The 17,645-nt window shown below is 60.8% G+C and carries 14 protein-coding genes and 1 tRNA gene; 8 read left to right on the top strand and 7 right to left on the bottom strand.

The window, feature by feature from the left end; genetic code table 11:
- Positions 1-60: 60 nt before the first annotated feature.
- Positions 61-2,412 carry an amidase family protein gene (locus JIN84_RS10690; RefSeq protein ID WP_200351036.1) on the bottom strand — a complete coding sequence of 784 codons (2,352 nt, stop codon included), beginning with the start codon at positions 2,410-2,412 and terminating at the stop codon, positions 61-63.
- Positions 2,413-2,807: 395 nt separating this feature from the next.
- Here JIN84_RS10690 and JIN84_RS10685 point away from each other — a divergent pair, with 395 nt between their 5' ends.
- Positions 2,808-3,773, top strand: coding sequence for an SMP-30/gluconolactonase/LRE family protein (locus JIN84_RS10685; protein ID WP_200351035.1), 966 nt, complete (start codon positions 2,808-2,810; stop codon positions 3,771-3,773).
- 9 nt (positions 3,774-3,782) lie between these two features.
- Here JIN84_RS10685 and JIN84_RS10680 read toward each other — a convergent pair whose 3' ends face one another.
- From JIN84_RS10680 to trpC, 3 genes are read right to left on the bottom strand one after another with little or no spacing between them, the layout of a single operon-like run.
- Positions 3,783-4,061 (bottom strand): hypothetical protein, encoded by a 279-nt coding sequence (locus JIN84_RS10680; protein ID WP_200351034.1) that lies wholly within the window; start codon positions 4,059-4,061, stop codon positions 3,783-3,785.
- A 10-nt stretch (positions 4,062-4,071) separates the two neighbouring features.
- A complete protein-coding gene (locus JIN84_RS10675) occupies positions 4,072-7,527 on the bottom strand; it encodes an endo-beta-N-acetylglucosaminidase (RefSeq protein WP_200351033.1) in 3,456 nt (1,151 codons plus the stop codon).
- A 55-nt stretch (positions 7,528-7,582) separates the two neighbouring features.
- On the bottom strand, positions 7,583-8,371 hold the full coding sequence (gene trpC, locus JIN84_RS10670) for an indole-3-glycerol phosphate synthase TrpC (protein WP_200351032.1): 789 nt from the start codon (positions 8,369-8,371) through the stop codon (positions 7,583-7,585).
- 111 nt (positions 8,372-8,482) lie between these two features.
- Here trpC and JIN84_RS10665 point away from each other — a divergent pair.
- Together JIN84_RS10665 and JIN84_RS10660 are read left to right on the top strand one after the other, a co-directional pair.
- Positions 8,483-8,557 (top strand) — tRNA-Gly (locus JIN84_RS10665).
- Between the two features lie 90 nt (positions 8,558-8,647).
- Positions 8,648-9,511: a 50S ribosomal protein L11 methyltransferase gene (locus tag JIN84_RS10660; protein ID WP_200351031.1), complete on the top strand. Its 864-nt coding sequence runs from the start codon at positions 8,648-8,650 to the stop codon at positions 9,509-9,511.
- 3 nt (positions 9,512-9,514) lie between these two features.
- Here the strand turns inward: JIN84_RS10660 and mutM are convergent, their stop codons facing one another.
- On the bottom strand, positions 9,515-10,333 hold the full coding sequence (mutM, locus tag JIN84_RS10655; RefSeq protein WP_200351030.1) for a bifunctional DNA-formamidopyrimidine glycosylase/DNA-(apurinic or apyrimidinic site) lyase: 819 nt from the start codon (positions 10,331-10,333) through the stop codon (positions 9,515-9,517).
- A gap of 3 nt (positions 10,334-10,336) precedes the next feature.
- Positions 10,337-10,963 carry a PAQR family membrane homeostasis protein TrhA gene (gene trhA, locus JIN84_RS10650; protein ID WP_200351029.1) on the bottom strand — a complete coding sequence of 209 codons (627 nt, stop codon included), beginning with the start codon at positions 10,961-10,963 and terminating at the stop codon, positions 10,337-10,339.
- A gap of 143 nt (positions 10,964-11,106) precedes the next feature.
- Between trhA and JIN84_RS10645 the strand changes: the two genes are divergently transcribed.
- Together JIN84_RS10645 and JIN84_RS10640 are read left to right on the top strand one after the other, a co-directional pair.
- The gene (locus tag JIN84_RS10645; RefSeq protein ID WP_200351028.1) at positions 11,107-11,964 is read left to right on the top strand and encodes a hypothetical protein; all 858 of its coding nucleotides are present in this window, start codon (positions 11,107-11,109) and stop codon (positions 11,962-11,964) included.
- Positions 11,965-12,010: 46 nt separating this feature from the next.
- Positions 12,011-12,934 (top strand): sugar phosphate nucleotidyltransferase, encoded by a 924-nt coding sequence (locus tag JIN84_RS10640; RefSeq protein WP_200351027.1) that lies wholly within the window; start codon positions 12,011-12,013, stop codon positions 12,932-12,934.
- A gap of 9 nt (positions 12,935-12,943) precedes the next feature.
- Here JIN84_RS10640 and JIN84_RS10635 read toward each other — a convergent pair whose 3' ends face one another.
- Positions 12,944-14,263 (bottom strand): CAP domain-containing protein, encoded by a 1,320-nt coding sequence (locus JIN84_RS10635; RefSeq protein WP_200351026.1) that lies wholly within the window; start codon positions 14,261-14,263, stop codon positions 12,944-12,946.
- Positions 14,264-14,568: 305 nt separating this feature from the next.
- On the opposite strand from JIN84_RS10635, the gene JIN84_RS10630 reads away from it, so the two are divergent.
- From JIN84_RS10630 to JIN84_RS10620, 3 genes are all read left to right on the top strand, one after another.
- Positions 14,569-16,077: an MFS transporter gene (locus JIN84_RS10630; RefSeq protein WP_234043430.1), complete on the top strand. Its 1,509-nt coding sequence runs from the start codon at positions 14,569-14,571 to the stop codon at positions 16,075-16,077.
- A 161-nt stretch (positions 16,078-16,238) separates the two neighbouring features.
- Positions 16,239-16,895: a M23 family metallopeptidase gene (locus JIN84_RS10625; RefSeq protein WP_200351024.1), complete on the top strand. Its 657-nt coding sequence runs from the start codon at positions 16,239-16,241 to the stop codon at positions 16,893-16,895.
- A 2-nt stretch (positions 16,896-16,897) separates the two neighbouring features.
- Positions 16,898-17,620, top strand: coding sequence for a thermonuclease family protein (locus tag JIN84_RS10620; protein WP_200351023.1), 723 nt, complete (start codon positions 16,898-16,900; stop codon positions 17,618-17,620).
- Positions 17,621-17,645: the final 25 nt, after the last annotated feature.

Below are 17,645 nucleotides of genomic sequence, written 5' to 3'. Positions count from 1 at the left end.
GGAGTCGCTGGCGTCGTCGATGGAGACTCCGCGCCCGGATGGTTCGCCGCAGCGGGCTTTTTACAGAACCGTGCTCAAGGTCACGGCACCCTTGGCGGAGGTCGCGTTACCGGCGTTGTCAACGGCGAGGACGATGACGTCCATGCTGGTGGCGGCGTCGAGATAGGCGGCGGTGGTGCTGCCTGCCGGGAGGAGCGCGGTCCAGCTGCTGCCTTGGATCGTGGCGGGGATGAGAGCACCGGCGATGCTCACTTCGAGACGGGAGACACCTCCCGCATCGGCGACTCCGCCGGTGAGGGTGATGGAACCGTCCGCAGCGCGGGCCGCGGAACCCGAATAGGTCAGAACCGGGGCCTTGATGTCCGGGCTGTATGGCTTCTTGCTCTGGCGCTTGAAGTCGAAGACCTCGCCGCTGACCGGTGGAGCGAGCGGTGGCGAGTAACGGTGCTTCGTGGCCTGCTCGTAGGCATAGGCGATGCCCAGCACCTTCGCGTCGTCAAACAGACGGCCGGTGAAGTCCATCGTCAGCGGCTCGTCGCCGGCCGGCAGCGGATTGGCACCGGTGACGGCGGCTTGGGTGAGCTTGCCCATCGGCACCGTCACCCCCGGAAGATACATGGCGTTGACGAGGTCGCGGCCGATGATCGTGCCACTGGAGCGGGTCTTGTTTGGCCACATCGGCCAGACCACGGCGTCGAGATTGTTCGCATCCATCCAGTCTTCGAAGGCGTTCTTCTGCACCTTCTTCCGGGTGTAGTGATCCACCACCGGCTGCGCGCCATAGGTGATCGTGTCGCCAGGGCTGTAGATGCCTGTCGAGGAGTTCAGCGAGTAGAACAGATTCCGGCGGGCGGCGGTGATGTTGGACTGAAGGGCGGCCGTCTGCAACACGGCCGCAGCGTTCTGGCTGTAGGTGAAGTCAGGACGGGACACGGCGGATTCGATCAAGCTGCGGTAAACCCATGCCGCGAGCCGGTTCCCGTCGGTCGAGCTGAGTGAAGAGGGCGTTCCGGGAGGAGCCACCGTGGTATCCACATTCTCCGGAAGGAACACGTATTCCACCGTTGCTCCCGCGGCTTCCATGTCGAGCTTCGCCTGCTGGACCAGCGCCAGGGTGTTCGGCAGGATGGTCTGGGTCGCCTTCGTGTTGCCGGCACCCGCGAACGTGAGGGTGATGCCGGTGCGGTTCTGCGAGGCGTTGCTGGACATCGTGACGACCTTGGTCTCCGTGTCGATCGCCGTGACGGTGCCGGTGGGAGAACCCGTCTGGCTCCCGCTGACCCCCATCCCGAGCACAATCCCATCGGTGCTGGTCACGGTGATGGTATTGGTTCCGTTGACGAGGTTGCCCGTCGTGACGGCGGGGGTGAATCCCGGATAGTACATCCCGACATAGGTGGCGATGATGCCGATCTTCTTGCCCCGCAGCGTCGCGTTTTGGACGGCGGAAACGAATCCCGTTTCAGGCACGGGACGCTTGTCCTCAAGGATCGGCAGGATCGGAGCCCATCCATCGTTGGGATCTTTCGCACCCACCACATCGCGGATGATCGCGTTGTCCACGGCAGCCCGGGTCATCGGTCCGATGACGTCGCGCTCCGGTGTGAGAGGGATGATCTTGTTCACGGAGATGGAGCCACCGCTGACCTTGTAAGCCACAAGACCGTTGCGGTCGCCGGGGTTCCGGATGGAACCACCCGTTTCACCACCGAAGGTGAAGTTCGTCAGATAGGCGCCTGCGGAAACACCGGATCCACCGGAACTGCCTCCCGGCAGCGCGCCTTGGAGATAGGCGCTGCGGACGGTACCTGCGATTTGCGAGCTCGATGACACCGCCGAACTCGCCCAGGTATCCATGTTCGCCTGCCCCATCACCACCGCTCCCGCCTTGCGGAGCTTCTCGACACTCCAGCAATCCTCGTCCGTCAGCAGGTCTTTCCATGCGTTGGTTCCGCCGGAAATCGGGAGTCCCTGCACCGAGAACGAGCCTTTCACCAGGAAAGGAATGCCATGCAAAGGTCCGAGGACGATGCCCTGCTTGCGGAGGCGGTCGGCCTGGGCGGCATCCTCAAGAACATCGGGATTGAGAAAAAGGACCGCGTTGAGAGGCTGGATGGGGGAAATCGTGCTGGACTGGTTGTAAGCCTGGATCCGGCGGAGATAGAGATTCACCAGTTCCACCGAGGTCAGCGAGCCGTCGCTCATCGCACCCTGGATATCCTTGATCGTGGCGTTTTCCAGTTGGAACATCTTTGGCGCGGCGATCGGAGCGTCGGGCTTGGACACAACGTCGGGAGCCGGATCTACGCCAGCCGTTCTACGTGCGCTGAGATTGGCGGTCATGCCGATTGTGGCCAGGCCGGCGGCGAGCAACGGGGAGGCGCCCGTGAATAATTTCTTATGGATGTGCATGGTTGTTTGGTAATTCGGGAAGGATCGGCGATTGCCACATGTCAACGGATGGACTGCGGCTTTTCGCTCTGGAGTCGCACTTCCCCTTCAGCACCGCTCATACCTTTGTACAGAAATCGGAACTTTGAATGATACTTCCGGGCATACAGGCGGCCCCCTCTGATGAATGTCGCGCATTGTCTCATGACAGGTTCCTCCACGCGATGGGACACCCCGCCGGAGCCAGCGAAAAGTCGGTCGGCGGAGGGAGAAATCTTGCGTCGCCGCCGGACCATCCACCCGCATCTCCGGCCCGCTCCGGTGAACCGAGTCACTCAAACCGAGGGTGGACGGACCGTTGTGGTTCTCCCGTTTTTGAACTTCCACCCGAAGGAAATTCCGCGGAATCTGACGGCATGTTCAGAAACCCAGCCGCCGCCGTTTTCCTCGCCCTCGCCAGTTCAGCCCTCGCGGATGAACCATCCATCGAACGGCTCGATCCCGCGCTGGATGGGTTGCTCGATGCGAAGACTCCCATCGAAACCCTGGGCGAAGGTTACGAATGGAGCGAAGGTCCGGTATGGGACAAGTCTTCGGGCGAACTGCTTTTCAGCGATGTTCCGAACAACGTGGTCCACGCGTGGAAACAAGGCAGCGGCGTGCGGGTTTACATGAAGCCTTCCGGCTACACCGGCGTCGCGGACTACGGTCGGGAACCGGGCTCGAACGGCCTCGCCTTCGATGCGGAAGGCCGCCTGCTCAGTTGCGAACATGGCGACCGCCGCGTCTCGGTGCTCACCAGGGGTGGAGGGAAGATGACGGTGGCGGACCGCTTCGAAGGAAAACGCCTGAACAGCCCGAACGACGTCACCGTGCATCCCGACGGCACCTTGTTTTTCACCGACCCCATCTACGGCCTGCCGCAGCATGAAAAGGATCCCTCGCGTGAACTGGATTTCTGCGGTGTCTTCCGCATCGCCAAGGACGGCAAGGTGACCCTCGTTACCAGGGAGATCGAACGTCCCAACGGTGTCGCCCTTTCTCCTGACGGAAAAACGCTCTACGTCGCGAATTCACACGGCCCGCGCCCGCACATTTTCTCCATCGCCCTGAAGCCGGATGGAACGGCGGAAGCACCGGAGACATTCTTCGACACGAAAGGCCTCAAGGGCTCCGGCGCGCCGGACGGACTGAAAGTGGATGCGAAAGGAAACCTCTGGGCCACCGGACCGGGAGGACTGCTCGTCATCACCCCCGAGGGGAAACTGCTGGGACGTGTCCTCACCGGGCGAGCCACCGCGAATGTCGCGTTCGGCGGGGAAGACGGAAAATCCGTTTTCCTGACGGCGGACGACCGCATCCTGCGCTTCACGCGGAAATAGGTCCGGTGGCTAGAGCAACAGCACCGCTTCCGAAACGGAGTCCTCCATTCCGGGCTCGGTGCGGATGAAGATCTCCTGTAGTCCTTTGGCGGATTGGGTCACCGCCTTGAGCCCGCCGGGCACCTTGCGCTGGATCCGGACGGATCCCGTGGCCTTCCCCTGCCCCAGCGATTTCCCGCCATACGACCGGCCGATGATCACGCCGACGACTCCTTCCATCGCCTCGATCCGCCGCATGACCAGCAGGCATTCCTTGGAAGAGCTTTGATGACGTCCGCGCGAAGGCATGTTGTGGAAGTTACGGAGCGACCGCGTGCACCCGCATGAAGCGCCGCCCGGTGCCGCCGGAGGGCGCGGTCGCACGGATTCTCCGGATGCCACCGGCCTCCGAGAGGGTTTGATAAACCACACCGCTGTCGCTCCACCCGGACAAGCCGTCGGACCACTGCGCCGTCACGGTGATCTCGGTGGCGGAGACCCTTGTCGGATAGGTGATGCTGAGCAGCCCCGGTTGCAGATCCGGGCTGAAGGGGAGGTTGTCGAACTTGAGCGGACTCAAGCCGAGGGCGTATTCCAGCAGATTCGGGATGAAATCATTGTCAGGATCGGCGTTCGTGCCTGTGACTGCGGGCGAGGTCTGCCCTTCGAAGGAATTCGCCCGCCAGTTCTGGTAGTCGGACACCGCCCGCACCACCGCGGAGGGCGAACCAGTGCCCGCAGGATTGATGGCCGTGACCCGGTAAAAGGGAAGCTGCCCCGCCGGGGTGGTCGCATCGGTGAAAGTGGTGGTCGTGACTTCACCAATGCTGGTGAAAGGACCTGCCATGGCCCCGGCACGCTCCACCCGATAACTTTTCGCCCGCGTCACGGGATTCCAGGAAACACTGATTCCATTCGTCGTGTTGTTCGCGGCAAGACCTCCGGGAACTGTAGGGATTTCATAGCCGTAAACGGTGATGTCTCCGACATTTCCATGACCGTCGGACCGGAAGCGGAAGTATCGGTAAAGCTCCGGCCGCACCACCTGGACGATGGTATACACTCCGTCCGCAGGCTCTACGGCGATGGTATGGAGATTCACCGCGTCGCTGAAATCGGCCTGATTCGCAGCTTCGAAGACACCGCCTGTCATGCGCCACGCCCAACCCGAACGGGGAATGAACCTGAAAGCGGTGATGCGCCGGGGACGGCCGCTGCCATAGTCCTGCCCGGTCCAGGCGGATTCTTCCTGGGCGTCGAAGAAGGTCGCCGGGTTGTTGTCATAAGCGCGGCTGCCGACATCCGGTCCGTTCGCCCATGCGCCGGGTGTGCCGATCCATGTTCCGGTCATGGGGCTGCTGATGTCCGGCCCGGCTGGCAGGGCCACGGTCAAACTGGTGATGGTGGAGACACCGAAGTCCGCCCCGATGGCCTGGACCTCGAATGTCAGGCCAGCCTCCGAAGTCCTGCGCCGGACGGCGGGAACGAAAAACGCCGTGTTCGGCGTGGCACCCAGCCATTTACGCGTTCCATCCGGGAACCTCTGGGTGACCTGGTAATAATAAATGCCGGCGGTGGTTGACGCGTCCCATTTCAGCCGGACGGCCAGGGTATCCGCGTTATAGGCATCCTGCTGGACGACCCGCACGTTCGTCGCGGCGGCGGGAATGACGGGCGTGGTGCCGTTGAAGACGGCGATGCGGCCGATGCGCATCTGGTAGTTGTTGATCGCCGCGGCACTCTCAAACCGCAGGCCTATTGTAGCGATCTTCCTGCCCGCATGGGACTGCAAATTGATGTCAAAGGTCCTCCACCCAGCGGCCCCGGCGCTCCCGACGTCGAAATACACGGGCGTTTGCGGCGCGTCTTCGAACGAAAGGGCGACCTTCATCGAAGTCGCTCCGGTTCCCTGGCTGGATTTATAAACGAGCCGGAACCGCGTGTTCGAACTCACCGGCAGACTGGCGGCGTACAGCTTGAGGTCATTCGGGGCAGCGAGGTTTCCCGCGATTTTCAACGAAGTTCCGCCGGTGTAGGCGTCGTCGAGTTCGAGGCTGGGCGTGAGCTTGGTGCCGGTGCTGCTGACGATCCAGCGCCAGGTGGGCAGCACGTCCTGCACGCTGAGATTGTTCCAGCCCGTTGTGATCAGGGCGTTTCCATCAAAAAAATATCGATTGCCCTGGCCACGGTTGAAATTCGTCACGAAGGGCAGTTTCTGCAAGGGCGAGGCGGGCGGGATGTAATGGGCGATGCCCTTCCATGCCTGGGTGGTGGTGGTATTGGAGGGATCGTTGTTCGCCCCCACCCAGAACCGCTGCTCGGCATTCTGGAAATCGGCGGGAGTCCGGTCGTTGAAAAGCGACTGGGCTCCGTAGAACGCGAGCGACAGCCGGTGGGGCTGGCCGGGAGGGAAAATCGCATCCCAATTGACGGAGGTGCCCGTTCCCGCTCCTTGCACGTCCACACCCGCGTAAATGGAATAAGGATTCACACCGATATTGTCGGCGTGGCTTCTCGAGCTGACCATTTTCGCATCTCCCCAACCGAAATCGAGAAACATGCTATGGGCGACAGGCTGGCCCTCATGCCTCATGAACATATCATTGTTGTCATTGAATGCGTCCTGCCACTGGATGTAGCCGCCTTCGGTCATCGAGTCATACCACATGATCTCCAGTTCCGGAGCCCGCGCGCGGAAGTAGGAGATGAAATCACGCATCGCCACCGCATCCGCGGAATTGCCTCCGGCCGTCTCCTGATTCAGGAACCACCCGTCGAAGCCATAGGTGCGTGCCACTTCGATCAGCTTGTCCGCCACGGGGAAGGTGTCGTCCGTTTTCTGGATGAACGTCTTCACCCAGTGGTATTGGCCACCGTACGCCGTGGGCGGCAGGAACACGTTGCCGAGCACGGGCACTCCGTTTCGATGGGCCGCGTCAATGACCGGAGCCGACGGAGCCAGAATGAGCCCTTCGCCGGCGGAACCGCCCCAGAACACGAGTTTGTCGGTATATTGCCAGCCGGTATAGGCATTGAATTTTTCCACGGCGCTGCCTTGCGATGGCTGGAAACTGGTGGGTCCGAAAGTGGTGAGCACGGTGACCTTCCCTTCGTTCGACCTGGAATTCGCATTCACCTTGAGAGCGGGGTTCGCCGCCCTGGCAGCCAGCGGAACGCCGGATTTGTTGTAATCCACGCTGGTGTCCGAGGCGGGGGTCCATTTCAGCAGGTAATCCGGATGCCAGAAGGACGTGTAGGGTGGAACCGTCGCGGGAAGCGTGAAATCCGCCGTCGCCGCGCCACGGGCGGTGGGCACGGAGCCGTTGATGATCTCATCCAGCAGGATCCATGTGCTGCCGTTGTTGCTGCCCTCCAGCCGCCAATTCGCGGGGTCACGCTCCTGGGCGTCATTCGCCGTGGTGAACGAATAGGCATCCACGTTGACCGCCTGCGGAAATTGGAAGGTGACGGCGCGTTTGTTGAGATCCAGCCATTTGGTACCGGCCGATCCGTCGGTGAGCTTAGCGGGCCCCTCTCCATTCGGAGAACTGCCGTTGGGATTGGTGACCGCGGCCTGGGCCATGTTCACATTCGCTCCCCGGAAGCGCAGCCGGAACTCGGCAACCTGCACCGAGTTCGAGGCGCCGTTGTCCCTCAAGCGCGTCGGCGTGAAGCGAAAATGGGAGAAGGACTTTTCCGCCGCCTCCGCCCCGCCGCCAAGAATCAGGACCGGGAGGATTGTGGCGAGAAGGGGAGAAAAACGAAAAAGCGGCATTGAAGAGGATGGGTTTTTCAAAACGCGGGATCGGCGGATACCAATCGACCGGGAATCACGAGATTTCCAGTGCGAGATACGCCTCGATTTCCCGCGAAGGATCGTGGGCCCGCATCAGGGTCTCACCGATCAGCACCGCGTTCGCCCCCGCATCCAGCACCCGCTGGGCGTCCGCCAGCGACTTGATGCCGCTTTCGGAAACCAGCAGCACATCATCCGGCACCTCCTCCGCAAGGCGCTCGGTGGTGGCGAGATCCACCTCGAAGGTTTTGAGATTCCTGTTGTTCACGCCGATGAGGTCCGCGCCGAGTTCGAGGGCGCGTTCCATTTCCGGGAGATCATGAACCTCCACCAGCACGTCGAGCTGGAAGGACTTCGCCTCGTCGTAGAGATGGCGCAGCGTGGCATCGTCCAAAGCGGCGACGATGAGCAGGATGGCATCCGCGCCGGTGACCACGGCCTCGTGGATCTGCACCTCGTGCACGGTGAAATCCTTCCGCAGCAGCGGGGCGGAGGAGAATTTCGAAATCTGCGAGAGGTAGCTGAGCGATCCTTGGAAATATTTCTCGTCGGTGAGGATGGAAAGACAGGACGCTCCACCTTCCAGATAGCGTTTCGCCTGGCGGACGGGGTCGAAGTTCGGATCGATGAGACCCACCGAGGGAGACGCCTTCTTTACCTCGGCGATGACTCCCAGCCTGCCGGGGCCGCGGTCGATGGCGGCGCGGAACCCGCCGAAATCGTTGCGTTGGATGGCTCCGGCCCGCAGCAACGCGGCGCGGGGCATGAGTGCGGCGACCTCCTGGTGTTTGGTGGCGATGATTTCTGCGAGCTTGTCGGACATGGCGTGCGGCAAAGGAAACTCAGCCCCGGAGAAATGAACATGGAAAATTTGTTAATTTTGTCTTGCCCCTCATCCGCGCCCATGTAGAAAGCCCCCGGCGCGTTAAGCAACGCGGGCGTAGCTCAGTGGTAGAGCGCCACCTTGCCAAGGTGGATGTCGTGAGTTCGAATCTCATCGCCCGCTCCATTCAAAGGAGCACCGGTTATCACACACAACCCGCTGAACAACAGCGGGTTTTTTGTTGCCTATATTTCACCTCCCAACACAATTTCTCACATGTTTGTCTGGTCGAAACTCTCCGCCGCCCAATGGATGGATGCTTGGGAAGAACGGTTCGCCGGGAATCCCAATCTGGTCATCGAGGTGGTCAAAGGTGGAAAATCCATCCGGGTGCGGCTTTTCTGCGCCACCCGGATGGAGGCGGATGCCGTGGTCGCCCAGTTCGGCGGCAGCGTGCGCAAGATGGCCAATTCCGAATGGAACAAGCCGGTGGAAGCACCGCGACCGGTGAAGGTGCGCGATGTCTTCGTGCTGACGGCGGAAAACCGCCCGAAGGAACTCGCCGCACTGAAAAAGGCGAACCCGAAGCGTGAGATCATCGTCATCCCGCCGGAAATGGCGTTTGGCACGGGCGACCACGCCACGACATCGACGTGCCTGCGGCTGCTGGTGGACGTCGCGAGAGCCCGCAAGGGCACGGACTGGACCGTCGCAGATCTCGGAACCGGCACCGGGGTGCTGGCGATCGCCGCCCGGAAGCTCGGATCGGGCGAAACCTATGCCTGTGATTTCGATCCCCTCGCGGTGGAGGTGGCCATCCGCAACACCGGACGCAACGGCACCCCTGAAATCCTGATGGCCGAGCAGGACGTGCTGAAATGGAAACCGCGCAAGAAAGGCTACGACGTGGTGATGGCGAACCTGTTTTCCACCGTGCTGATCGAGGCATGGCCCGTCATCGCGAAATCCCTGGCACCCAAGGGCGACCTGATCGTCTCCGGAATCCTGGCGACCCAGGCATGGGAGGTTTTCAAAGCCGCGGCCGGCAGCGGGCTCGGATTCACGAAAGTCGTGAAAAAAGGCAAGTGGGTCACCGCCCATGGAGGCCATCTGGTGGATTTGATCGCCTCGGAAAAATAAGGACTACTTCTGGCAACGCGGGCACCAGTAGGTCGAACGCTGGCCGAGGATCGCGTGCCGGACGGGCGTTTCACAAACACGGCACGGCTCGCCTTTCCGATCGTAAACAAAGAGCCGCTGTTGGAAATAGCCCGCCTTGCCGTCCGAGTTGACGAAATCCCGCAAGGTGGTGCCGCCTTCCCGGATCGCATCCGCCAGGACCTCGCGGATGGCGGTGACGAGTTTTGCCAATCCGGGTTTTGAGATCTTGTTCGCCGGTGTTTCCGGAAGGATGCGCGCACGGAACAGGGCTTCCGACGCGTAGATGTTCCCCACCCCGACGACCACCTTCGCATCCATGATGACGAGCTTGATGGCCGAGGAGCGTTTCGCGCAGGCGGCCTGGAGATGCGTCACGGTGAAGCCGTTTTCCAAGGGCTCCGGGCCGAGGTTTTTCAGCAGGTCATGGGACATCGGATCGGCTTCCGTCAGCCACAGGATCAGCCCGAACCTGCGGGGATCATGGAAACGCAGTTGTTTGCCGTTATCCAGGGTGATGCCCACGTGGTCGTGCTTTTTCCAATCCTCCGCCGGGTCCATCAGCCGCAGACTGCCGGACATGCCGAGGTGGACAAGCAGGCGGGTGCCGTCGTCGACTTCCAACAACAGATACTTCGAGCGGCGGCTGACGGCGGTGATGGTCCGCCCCTCCAAAGCGCTCAGATTTTCGGGAACCGGCTGGCGCAGGTCGTGACGGCGCACGATGAATTCGGTCATTTTCGCGCCGATGACATGCGGCTCGATGCCCCGGCGGGTGGTTTCGACTTCTGGGAGCTCGGGCATTTTTCAGGGAAGGACGTATCGTGCCACGGCCAGCACATGGCAGGAACTCCCCCCCATCACGAAGAGATGCCAGATGGCGTGATTGAACGGAAGGCGGTTCCAGGCATAGAAAATGATGCCGAAGGAATAGGTGAGTCCCCCGGCGACAAGCCACCAGACACCCGCCATGGGCAGGTTCCGGACGAGCGGGGCGAAGGCGAAGAGAATGAGCCACCCCATCGCCAGATAAAGGGTTGTGGAGATCCAATGACCTTTTCTCCCCTTGCGCAGCGTCTTGATGAGCACCCCCAGGATGGCGAGCGACCATACGGTCCCGAACAACCACCAACCCGTCGCTCCGCGCAGGGTGACGAGGGTGATGGGCGTGTAGGACCCGGCGATCAGAAGATAGATGCAGGCGTGGTCGAGCGATTGGAAACGTGCCTTCCACCGTGCGGAAGTGAAGAAGTGATAGAGGGTGGACGAGGCATACAACAGGATCAGGGATGTGCCGAACACCGCCGCCGAGACGATTTTCAACGGCTCGCCTTCGGAAAGGACCAGCATGACCACCAGCGCCACGACACTCAGCAGCGTCCCCAGCGCGTGGGTCAGCAGACTCGCCACCTCTTCCCGGTGGGAATCGCACAAATCCGAGCGAGAGGAAATTTCCGGTTGCATCCTGCGGGGCTTTCTTCTCGCCCAGGGAAGCCGGTTTGTCCAGCACGCGGAGGCGGAAATGGCTACCCCTCCCGGGTTCTTGCGATTTCCAACGGAACCGCCAACATGCGCGGATGCGGGTTTTGTTCTGGATGCTGGCGATGATTCCTCTTTCCACATGGGCGGAGGACCGGGTTTCACCGATTCCGACGGAGGTGCGGCAGGAGTTCAAGCTTCCGCCGTTCTATCAGAAGATCATCTCCATCGAGGGTTTCCCTGTCGTCTCCTCGGAAAAGGTCATGGACGCCGCGCTGCTGGAATCCGCCGTCATCGTCAGGGGGATGCTGGCCGGGCGCGCGGACATTTTCCGGTCCATGGCGAAGGCGCGCATCCGCCTCGCCGTGATGGCCGCCAGCGAGAGAACCTGCGACATCCCGGAACATTCGGATCTCACGCCGAAGTCCTATTGGAACCGCCGTGCACGGGGACTCGGAGCCACCCATGAGCGGCCCGCCGTGAGCTGTGCGGAGGAGAATGTCCTCTGCTGCAAGGGTGACCCTTACTCCACGGAAAACATCCTGGTCCACGAATTCGCCCATGCGATCCACCTCATGGGTATGGAAAAACTCGACCCCACTTTCGACAGGCGGCTGAAGGCGGCCTATGACGAGGCGATGGCCTCGGGAAAATGGAAGGGCAAATATGCCGCTGAAAATCACTCGGAGTATTGGGCGGAGGCCGTGCAATCGTGGTTTGGCACGAACCGTGAGAACGACGCGCTTCACAACCATGTGAACACGCGCCAGGAACTCATCGACTACGATCCCGGGGTGGCCGGCCTCTGCGAGGAGATCTTCGGGAAGAACGACTGGCAATATCGCCGGGCCGACGAACCCGCCCGTAAGAACGATCCTCACCTGAGGGATCTGGACCGGACGAAACTCCCGGTTTTCGAGTGGAGCAAAGAGGAGCAGGAAGCCAAGGAGGGGTAGGCGATGGGCCGATGCGGGACTTTTCACCGGTCGATCCAACCCGGGCTTGAATTCCCGCCTTCCTCCCGTCAAAGCAGGCCGCGTGAAACAAGCCTTCATCCTCGGCGCCGGTCTCGGAAATCGCCTGCGCCCGCTCACCGGCCGCCTGCCAAAACCCTTGGTGCCGCTGTTTCACCAGCCCCTCGCGGGATGGGCGGTGGAAGCCTGTGCCGGTATCGGCATCGACCGCTTTGCCGTCAACACCCATCACCTGCCCGAAGCTTGGGAAGGGTTTGGAGCTGGAAGGGATGTCACCTTTTTCCATGAACCCGACCTGCTGGAGACCGGCGGCGGACTGAAAAATCTGGCGTATTGGATGGGCGGCGATCCGTTGCTGGTTCACAATGGCGACATCTTCTCCACGATGCCGCTGGAGAAACTGGTCTCCGCACACAAGGCTTCCGGGCTGCCCGTGACCTTGGCACTGCGCTCCGAAGGCGTGGCCAGCCACATCGCGCTCGATGAGTCGGGCACACGGGTACGGGACATCCGGAATATGTTGGGAATCGCCGGTGGAACGCATGTTTTCAGCGGCATCTACTGCGTCAACCCGGACTTTCTCGAACTCATCCCGGCAGGCGAGAAAATCTCCGTCATCCCCGCCTTCCTCGAACTTGCGAAAGAAGGCACGCTGGGTGCGATCATTCTCGACGAGGGGGTGTGGCTGGATCTGGGCGATCGGGAATCCTACCTGCAAGCCCATCGCGAGCTTGCTCTTGCGGAAGGCATCCATCCTGAGGCCCGGATCGGGGCGGGAGCCGTCATCGAACGATCCGCAATCGGCCCCGGATCAGTCGTGGAGGAGGGAGCGGTAATCCGAGACAGCGTTATCTGGCCCGGAGCCCGCGTTTCAGGCGATGCGGTGCTGGACCGTTGCATCGTCTTCTCCGACGCCCCGGTGGGAGGATCCCATCAGGACGCCGACCTCTGAGCATCGGCCCTACTTCTTGATCGAAATCGTGACGCTGGTTGGCGTTCCGACCTGATACCCGGTTCCGCTCCGCAACGTGAAGGAAACAACCTCCTTCGGTTCGGTCGTCTTGTCGCCCACCGCGGTGATCTTGACGTCGGCATGATCCGCCCCCGCGGGAATGATCACCGGGAATTTCTTGCTTTTGTTGCCCGGGACTTCAACGCGGGCGGGCTTGACCGCCGAGATCTTATAGTCCTTGGGCGATGCTTTTCCGCTGCCGCTATCGATCGAGCGACCGATATCGACACGGAGGTCGCCTATTGTGGAACCCGCCCGGACAACCCTGAATACGGCGGTCCGACCGGAGGCTGGTCCACCTTCACGCGCGACAGAGTCCACTTTCTGGAGACGGATCACCGGCTGCTCGGAAGCGACCCGCAGATCCAGCTTCACATTCCTGTCGGTAAGCGAGAAATCGCGCGTCAGCGGCCTTGGCAGGCTGCCTCCGCTGAACACAACACTGCTTGCTCCGGGAGCCTCCGGAAACGGAATCGCATAACCTCCTGATGTAGAAGTCTCCGCAAACCAACCACCCACCTGCGGCGTGACCTTGACGCCTGACAACCCTTCATTCGGATCATAGCTGCCGTTTCCGTTGGTGTCCGAATAAACCACTCCCACCAGGAAATTCGGGGAATTTTGCCGACTTGCGAAATTTTGGGTGATCGCAAATTTGCCATTCTTCGTGGCATTCGACCCCGTGCGGGCGACGATACCGATGCCGATCTCCCGGAAATCATACCCGGCGAGACCCATGATGGTCTGCCGGTGGATCGGAGTCGATTGCACGCCGTTCGGGTATGGTCCCCAATCGACATTCAAACCGACATGGGCGTAAAGGGGGGTCTGGACCGATTTTGAAAAAATGTTCTCATTGACCGAAATCGGATCGTATCCCGCCGCCTTCACACGGCCCGTCGGACTGGAGTCATCGCTACCCGTGTGGGACTGGAAATTTTTCTTCGCCATGTCGGTGCTGTGCCGGCGGGCCGCTGCCAACAGATCCGGATGAAAAGTAAGGGGCGGACGCACCGCATAACCCGAAAAATCCTGCTTAACGCGATTGAGGTTCACTTTGAAGTAATCAAAAGCCACCTTGATATCAGGGTTTTTCTGACTGACGAGAAACTGTCCTTCCGCGGCGGGAGCGGCCCGGGCCCGGTTGATCAGCTCGAGCATATACTGCTCCTCAGCCGTGGGATTTCCATGGCTATACTGGCTCATCTGGGCCTGGGCAATCAGGGCCGAGGCGAACAATGCCGAAGTGTGTATCAGGATTTTTTTCATGGGGACCACCTTTCATGGAATATCAATTTACCACATTTTTCAGGTAATGCCAAATACTCGCAAAAGCCCGCCCTGGGGTTGAATTGTCACCGCTTTTGAAAGACGGACTCCCGAAATCCGGTAATCCGCACCGATTTCCCCTCCCTTCCAGGGATTGACCGGGTGAAAATCGCCATTTCTCCCCCAGATAGATCCTTGCCATACGCCGCCATACCGGATAATTCCCGCAGACAATAAACCCCAATATGACAAACTCAGACGTATCCACAGTACCAAACGCCAAACGGCTCCTATGGGCCGGCTTCATGGCCATCCTCGCAGCCGGTGTCGGCTTCGCCATCCGTGGCGGTATCTTCGACAACTGGTCGAAGGAATACGGTTTCACGGGAGCTCAATTAGGAGCGATCGGCGGTGCCGGTTTCATCGGCTTCTGTTTCGGTATTTTCGGCGGCGGTGTGATCGTGGACAAGATCGGCTACGGAAAACTTGTCGTCGTCGCGCTCCTTTGCCACATCCTTTCCGCGTTTGTCACTTTCGGGGCCAGCACTCCGGAAAATGCCTACAATTTCCTCTACTGGGGCATGTTCCTTTTCGCCTTTGCGAACGGCACCTTGGAAGCCGTTGCGAATCCTCTCGTCGCCACCCTTTTCCCCAACCAACGGACTCATTATCTGAACATCCTGCACGCCGCATGGCCCGCCGGCATGATCATCGGTGCCGCAGCCGGATGGGTGCTTGACGACAAGATGGCTCTCAGCTGGAAACTCCAGCTCGCCCTCTACCTCATTCCAACCGCCGCTTACGGACTGATGTTCCTCGGTCAGAAATATCCGAAGTCGGAAGCCGCGGAAAAAGGCTCCAGCTTCGTGGAGATGTTCAAATCCGTCGGCATCCTGGGTGCCGTGGTCGCGTGTTACCTCCTCGCCCTCTTCTTCGGCGATCTTTTCAAAGGCGTCTCGCCGGAATACTCGAACATCATCGGCTATGGCATCGGCGGGATCCTGCTGGTTGGCGTGGCGGTGATGACAAGCTTCTCTCTTGGTTCCATCCTGCTCTTTGTTCTCTTCGTCACCCACGCCCTGGTCGGAGCGGTCGAGCTCGGCACCGACGGCTGGATCCAGAACATCACCGGCAACCTCTTCACCTCGGAGCAAGGCAAGTATCTCTTCCTCTGGACCTCCGCCATCATGTTCGGCCTCCGGTTCTGCGCGCATTGGCTCGAAACCAAGCTCAAGCTCTCCCCCATCGGCCTGCTGCTCGCCTGCTCGGTGATCGGTTTCATCGGTCTCACCCTGGCGGTCAACATGCACACCTTCGGCATGGCGCTTGTCGCACTCGGCATCTACGCCGTCGGCAAAACCTTCTTCTGGCCAACCATGCTCGCCGTGGTGGGCGACCGCTTCCCACATACCGGAGCCATCGCGATGTCAATCATGGGCGGCATCGGCATGATGTCGGCGGGCCTGATCGGCACTCCCGGACTCGGCTATGCCAAGGACCGTTTCACCGGAGAATCCCTCCAGTCTTCAAATGCCGCGCTCTATGCCGAATACAAGGCTGAGAAACCTTCCACCTTCCTCAACATCCCCTCGACCGCCGCTTACGGTCTGGATGGCAAGAAACTCGCCGCCGCCAAAGAAGCAACGGAGAAAACCGACGCCCAGAAGGCCGTCGTCCTCGCCGACCAGCAAGGTGACCGCGCGACACTCAAGGCGGACTCTTACATTCCGCTGATCATGTCGGTCGTCTATCTCCTGCTGTTCTTCTACTTCAAGTCCATCGGCGGCTATCGTCCGCTGAAGATCGGCGAATAATCCGCCTGATCCGGAAATCTCACCAGGCGGCCTCCTTCACGGGAGGCCGCTTTTTTTGTACCGCATTCCCCTCGCCCTTCAAAATCAATGACATTCCGTGTCGAAACGGCGCATTTTTTTACACTTGCGGCTGGCGGCGTCCGAGAGTGGAGTGATGGCCGATGACCTTTGGTGCCAAAAAATGGCGGAAAATCGGAACAATCCTTCTCGGACTCCTGCTTCTCGCACTTCCCGCTGGGGCGGAAATCAAGATCAACCTCGCGGATGGTTTTGACTTCCCCGTCGGCAAACCGAATGCGGACGGCTACTACAAGGCCCGCGGCCTTCGCCTCCGCGAACCCAAGCACTACGGCGAGGACTGGAACGGCCGCACGGGTGGTGACACCGACCTCGGAGACCCGGTTTACGCGGTCGCGGACGGCATCGTCACCTTCGCCCACAACGTGCGGGCCGGGTGGGGCAACGTCGTCCTGACACGCCACGCCTACCGCGACCCCGGCACCGGACAGGTGAAATTCTGCGACACCCTCAACGGCCACCTCAACCAGATCATGGTCAAGGACGGCCAGCCGGTGAAACGCGGCCAGCAGATCGGGACGATCGGCAGCAACTTCGGCATGTATCCGGCCCATCTCCATTTCGAGATCCGGCACAACATCACCATCGGCATGGCGAGGAACGGCGTGCCCTCCGATATGGTGAACTGGGCGGACCCCACCCAGTTCATCAACAAATACCGCAAGCTGAACCGCGAGTGGCGGCCGGTGGTCATGCCCACCGGCACCTACCAGGATTACGCGGGCTACAAGGGAATCTGACCATGTCCCGGCGGCCTGCCCCACGGAAATCCTGGTTCAGCCTGCTTCTGGTCGCCGCAGCCGTCGCCATCTGGCTTTACAACGGGAGCCAATTGGTTACCAAACCGGGTGGAAAATCCGTCCCCGGATGGAAACCCGCGTCACCCGGGGAGCTCCCTGTTCCCGAGGTATCCCGGAAAAGCCAAACTTCGAAAAAATCCACCCGCTACGAGATGTTTGAAAACTGCACCCTCGCGGAAGCCCGCAACAATGATGGCGACAGTTTCTTCGTCCGCCTCCCGGACGGGAGAACCGAAGAGTTCCGCCTCTACTTCGTGGATACACCGGAAACCGATTTCAAAACCTACCCGGATGGCAAGACGAACCACGAGCGCATCCGGCAACAAGCTGCCGAGATGGGCGACGGCATCACACCCGAACAGGCGGTGGAAATCGGAAAAAAAGGCAGGAAGTTCACCCTCGACCTGCTGGCCAGCCGACCCTTCACCCTCTACACCGAGTGGGACAGCCCGTTCCGCGACAACCGCTACCACGCCCACATCCGGATCCAGCAAAACGGCAAGCCCCGCTGGCTGCACCAGTTGTTGATCGAAAAGGGACTAGCCCGCATCAAAACCAAACCTGCGGATCTTCCCAACGGCATTCCGGCCCATCAGGAAGAAGATCATCTCCGCCAGTTGGAACGAGCCGCCAAAAGAGCGGACGCCGGAGCCTGGGGGTTGTGAACCCGACCGTCCGTGAGGGGGACGG

The sequence above is a fragment of the Luteolibacter yonseiensis genome, from assembly GCF_016595465.1.
GTDB classification, from domain to species: Bacteria; Verrucomicrobiota; Verrucomicrobiia; order Verrucomicrobiales; family Akkermansiaceae; genus Luteolibacter; species Luteolibacter yonseiensis.
The sequence above is the reverse complement of the archived record's forward strand: the minus strand, read 5'-3'. Positions and strand labels throughout refer to the sequence as shown.

Bases quoted from the DNA above. Each gene is read 5' to 3' on its own strand.
- JIN84_RS10660 (WP_200351031.1), top strand. From the start codon at position 8,648: ATGTTTGTCTGGTCGAAACTCTCCGCCGCCCAATGGATGGATGCTTGG.
- JIN84_RS10630 (WP_234043430.1), top strand. From the start codon at position 14,569: ATGGCCATCCTCGCAGCCGGTGTCGGCTTCGCCATCCGTGGCGGTATC.
- JIN84_RS10690 (WP_200351036.1), bottom strand. From the start codon at position 2,412: ATGCACATCCATAAGAAATTATTCACGGGCGCCTCCCCGTTGCTCGCC.
- trpC (WP_200351032.1), bottom strand. From the start codon at position 8,371: ATGTCCGACAAGCTCGCAGAAATCATCGCCACCAAACACCAGGAGGTC.
- JIN84_RS10680 (WP_200351034.1), bottom strand. From the start codon at position 4,061: ATGCCTTCGCGCGGACGTCATCAAAGCTCTTCCAAGGAATGCCTGCTG.
- JIN84_RS10635 (WP_200351026.1), bottom strand. From the start codon at position 14,263: ATGAAAAAAATCCTGATACACACTTCGGCATTGTTCGCCTCGGCCCTG.
- JIN84_RS10675 (WP_200351033.1), bottom strand. From the start codon at position 7,527: ATGCCGCTTTTTCGTTTTTCTCCCCTTCTCGCCACAATCCTCCCGGTC.
- JIN84_RS10625 (WP_200351024.1), top strand. From the start codon at position 16,239: ATGACCTTTGGTGCCAAAAAATGGCGGAAAATCGGAACAATCCTTCTC.
- mutM (WP_200351030.1), bottom strand. From the start codon at position 10,333: ATGCCCGAGCTCCCAGAAGTCGAAACCACCCGCCGGGGCATCGAGCCG.
- JIN84_RS10685 (WP_200351035.1), top strand. From the start codon at position 2,808: ATGTTCAGAAACCCAGCCGCCGCCGTTTTCCTCGCCCTCGCCAGTTCA.
- JIN84_RS10620 (WP_200351023.1), top strand. From the start codon at position 16,898: ATGTCCCGGCGGCCTGCCCCACGGAAATCCTGGTTCAGCCTGCTTCTG.
- JIN84_RS10645 (WP_200351028.1), top strand. From the start codon at position 11,107: ATGCGGGTTTTGTTCTGGATGCTGGCGATGATTCCTCTTTCCACATGG.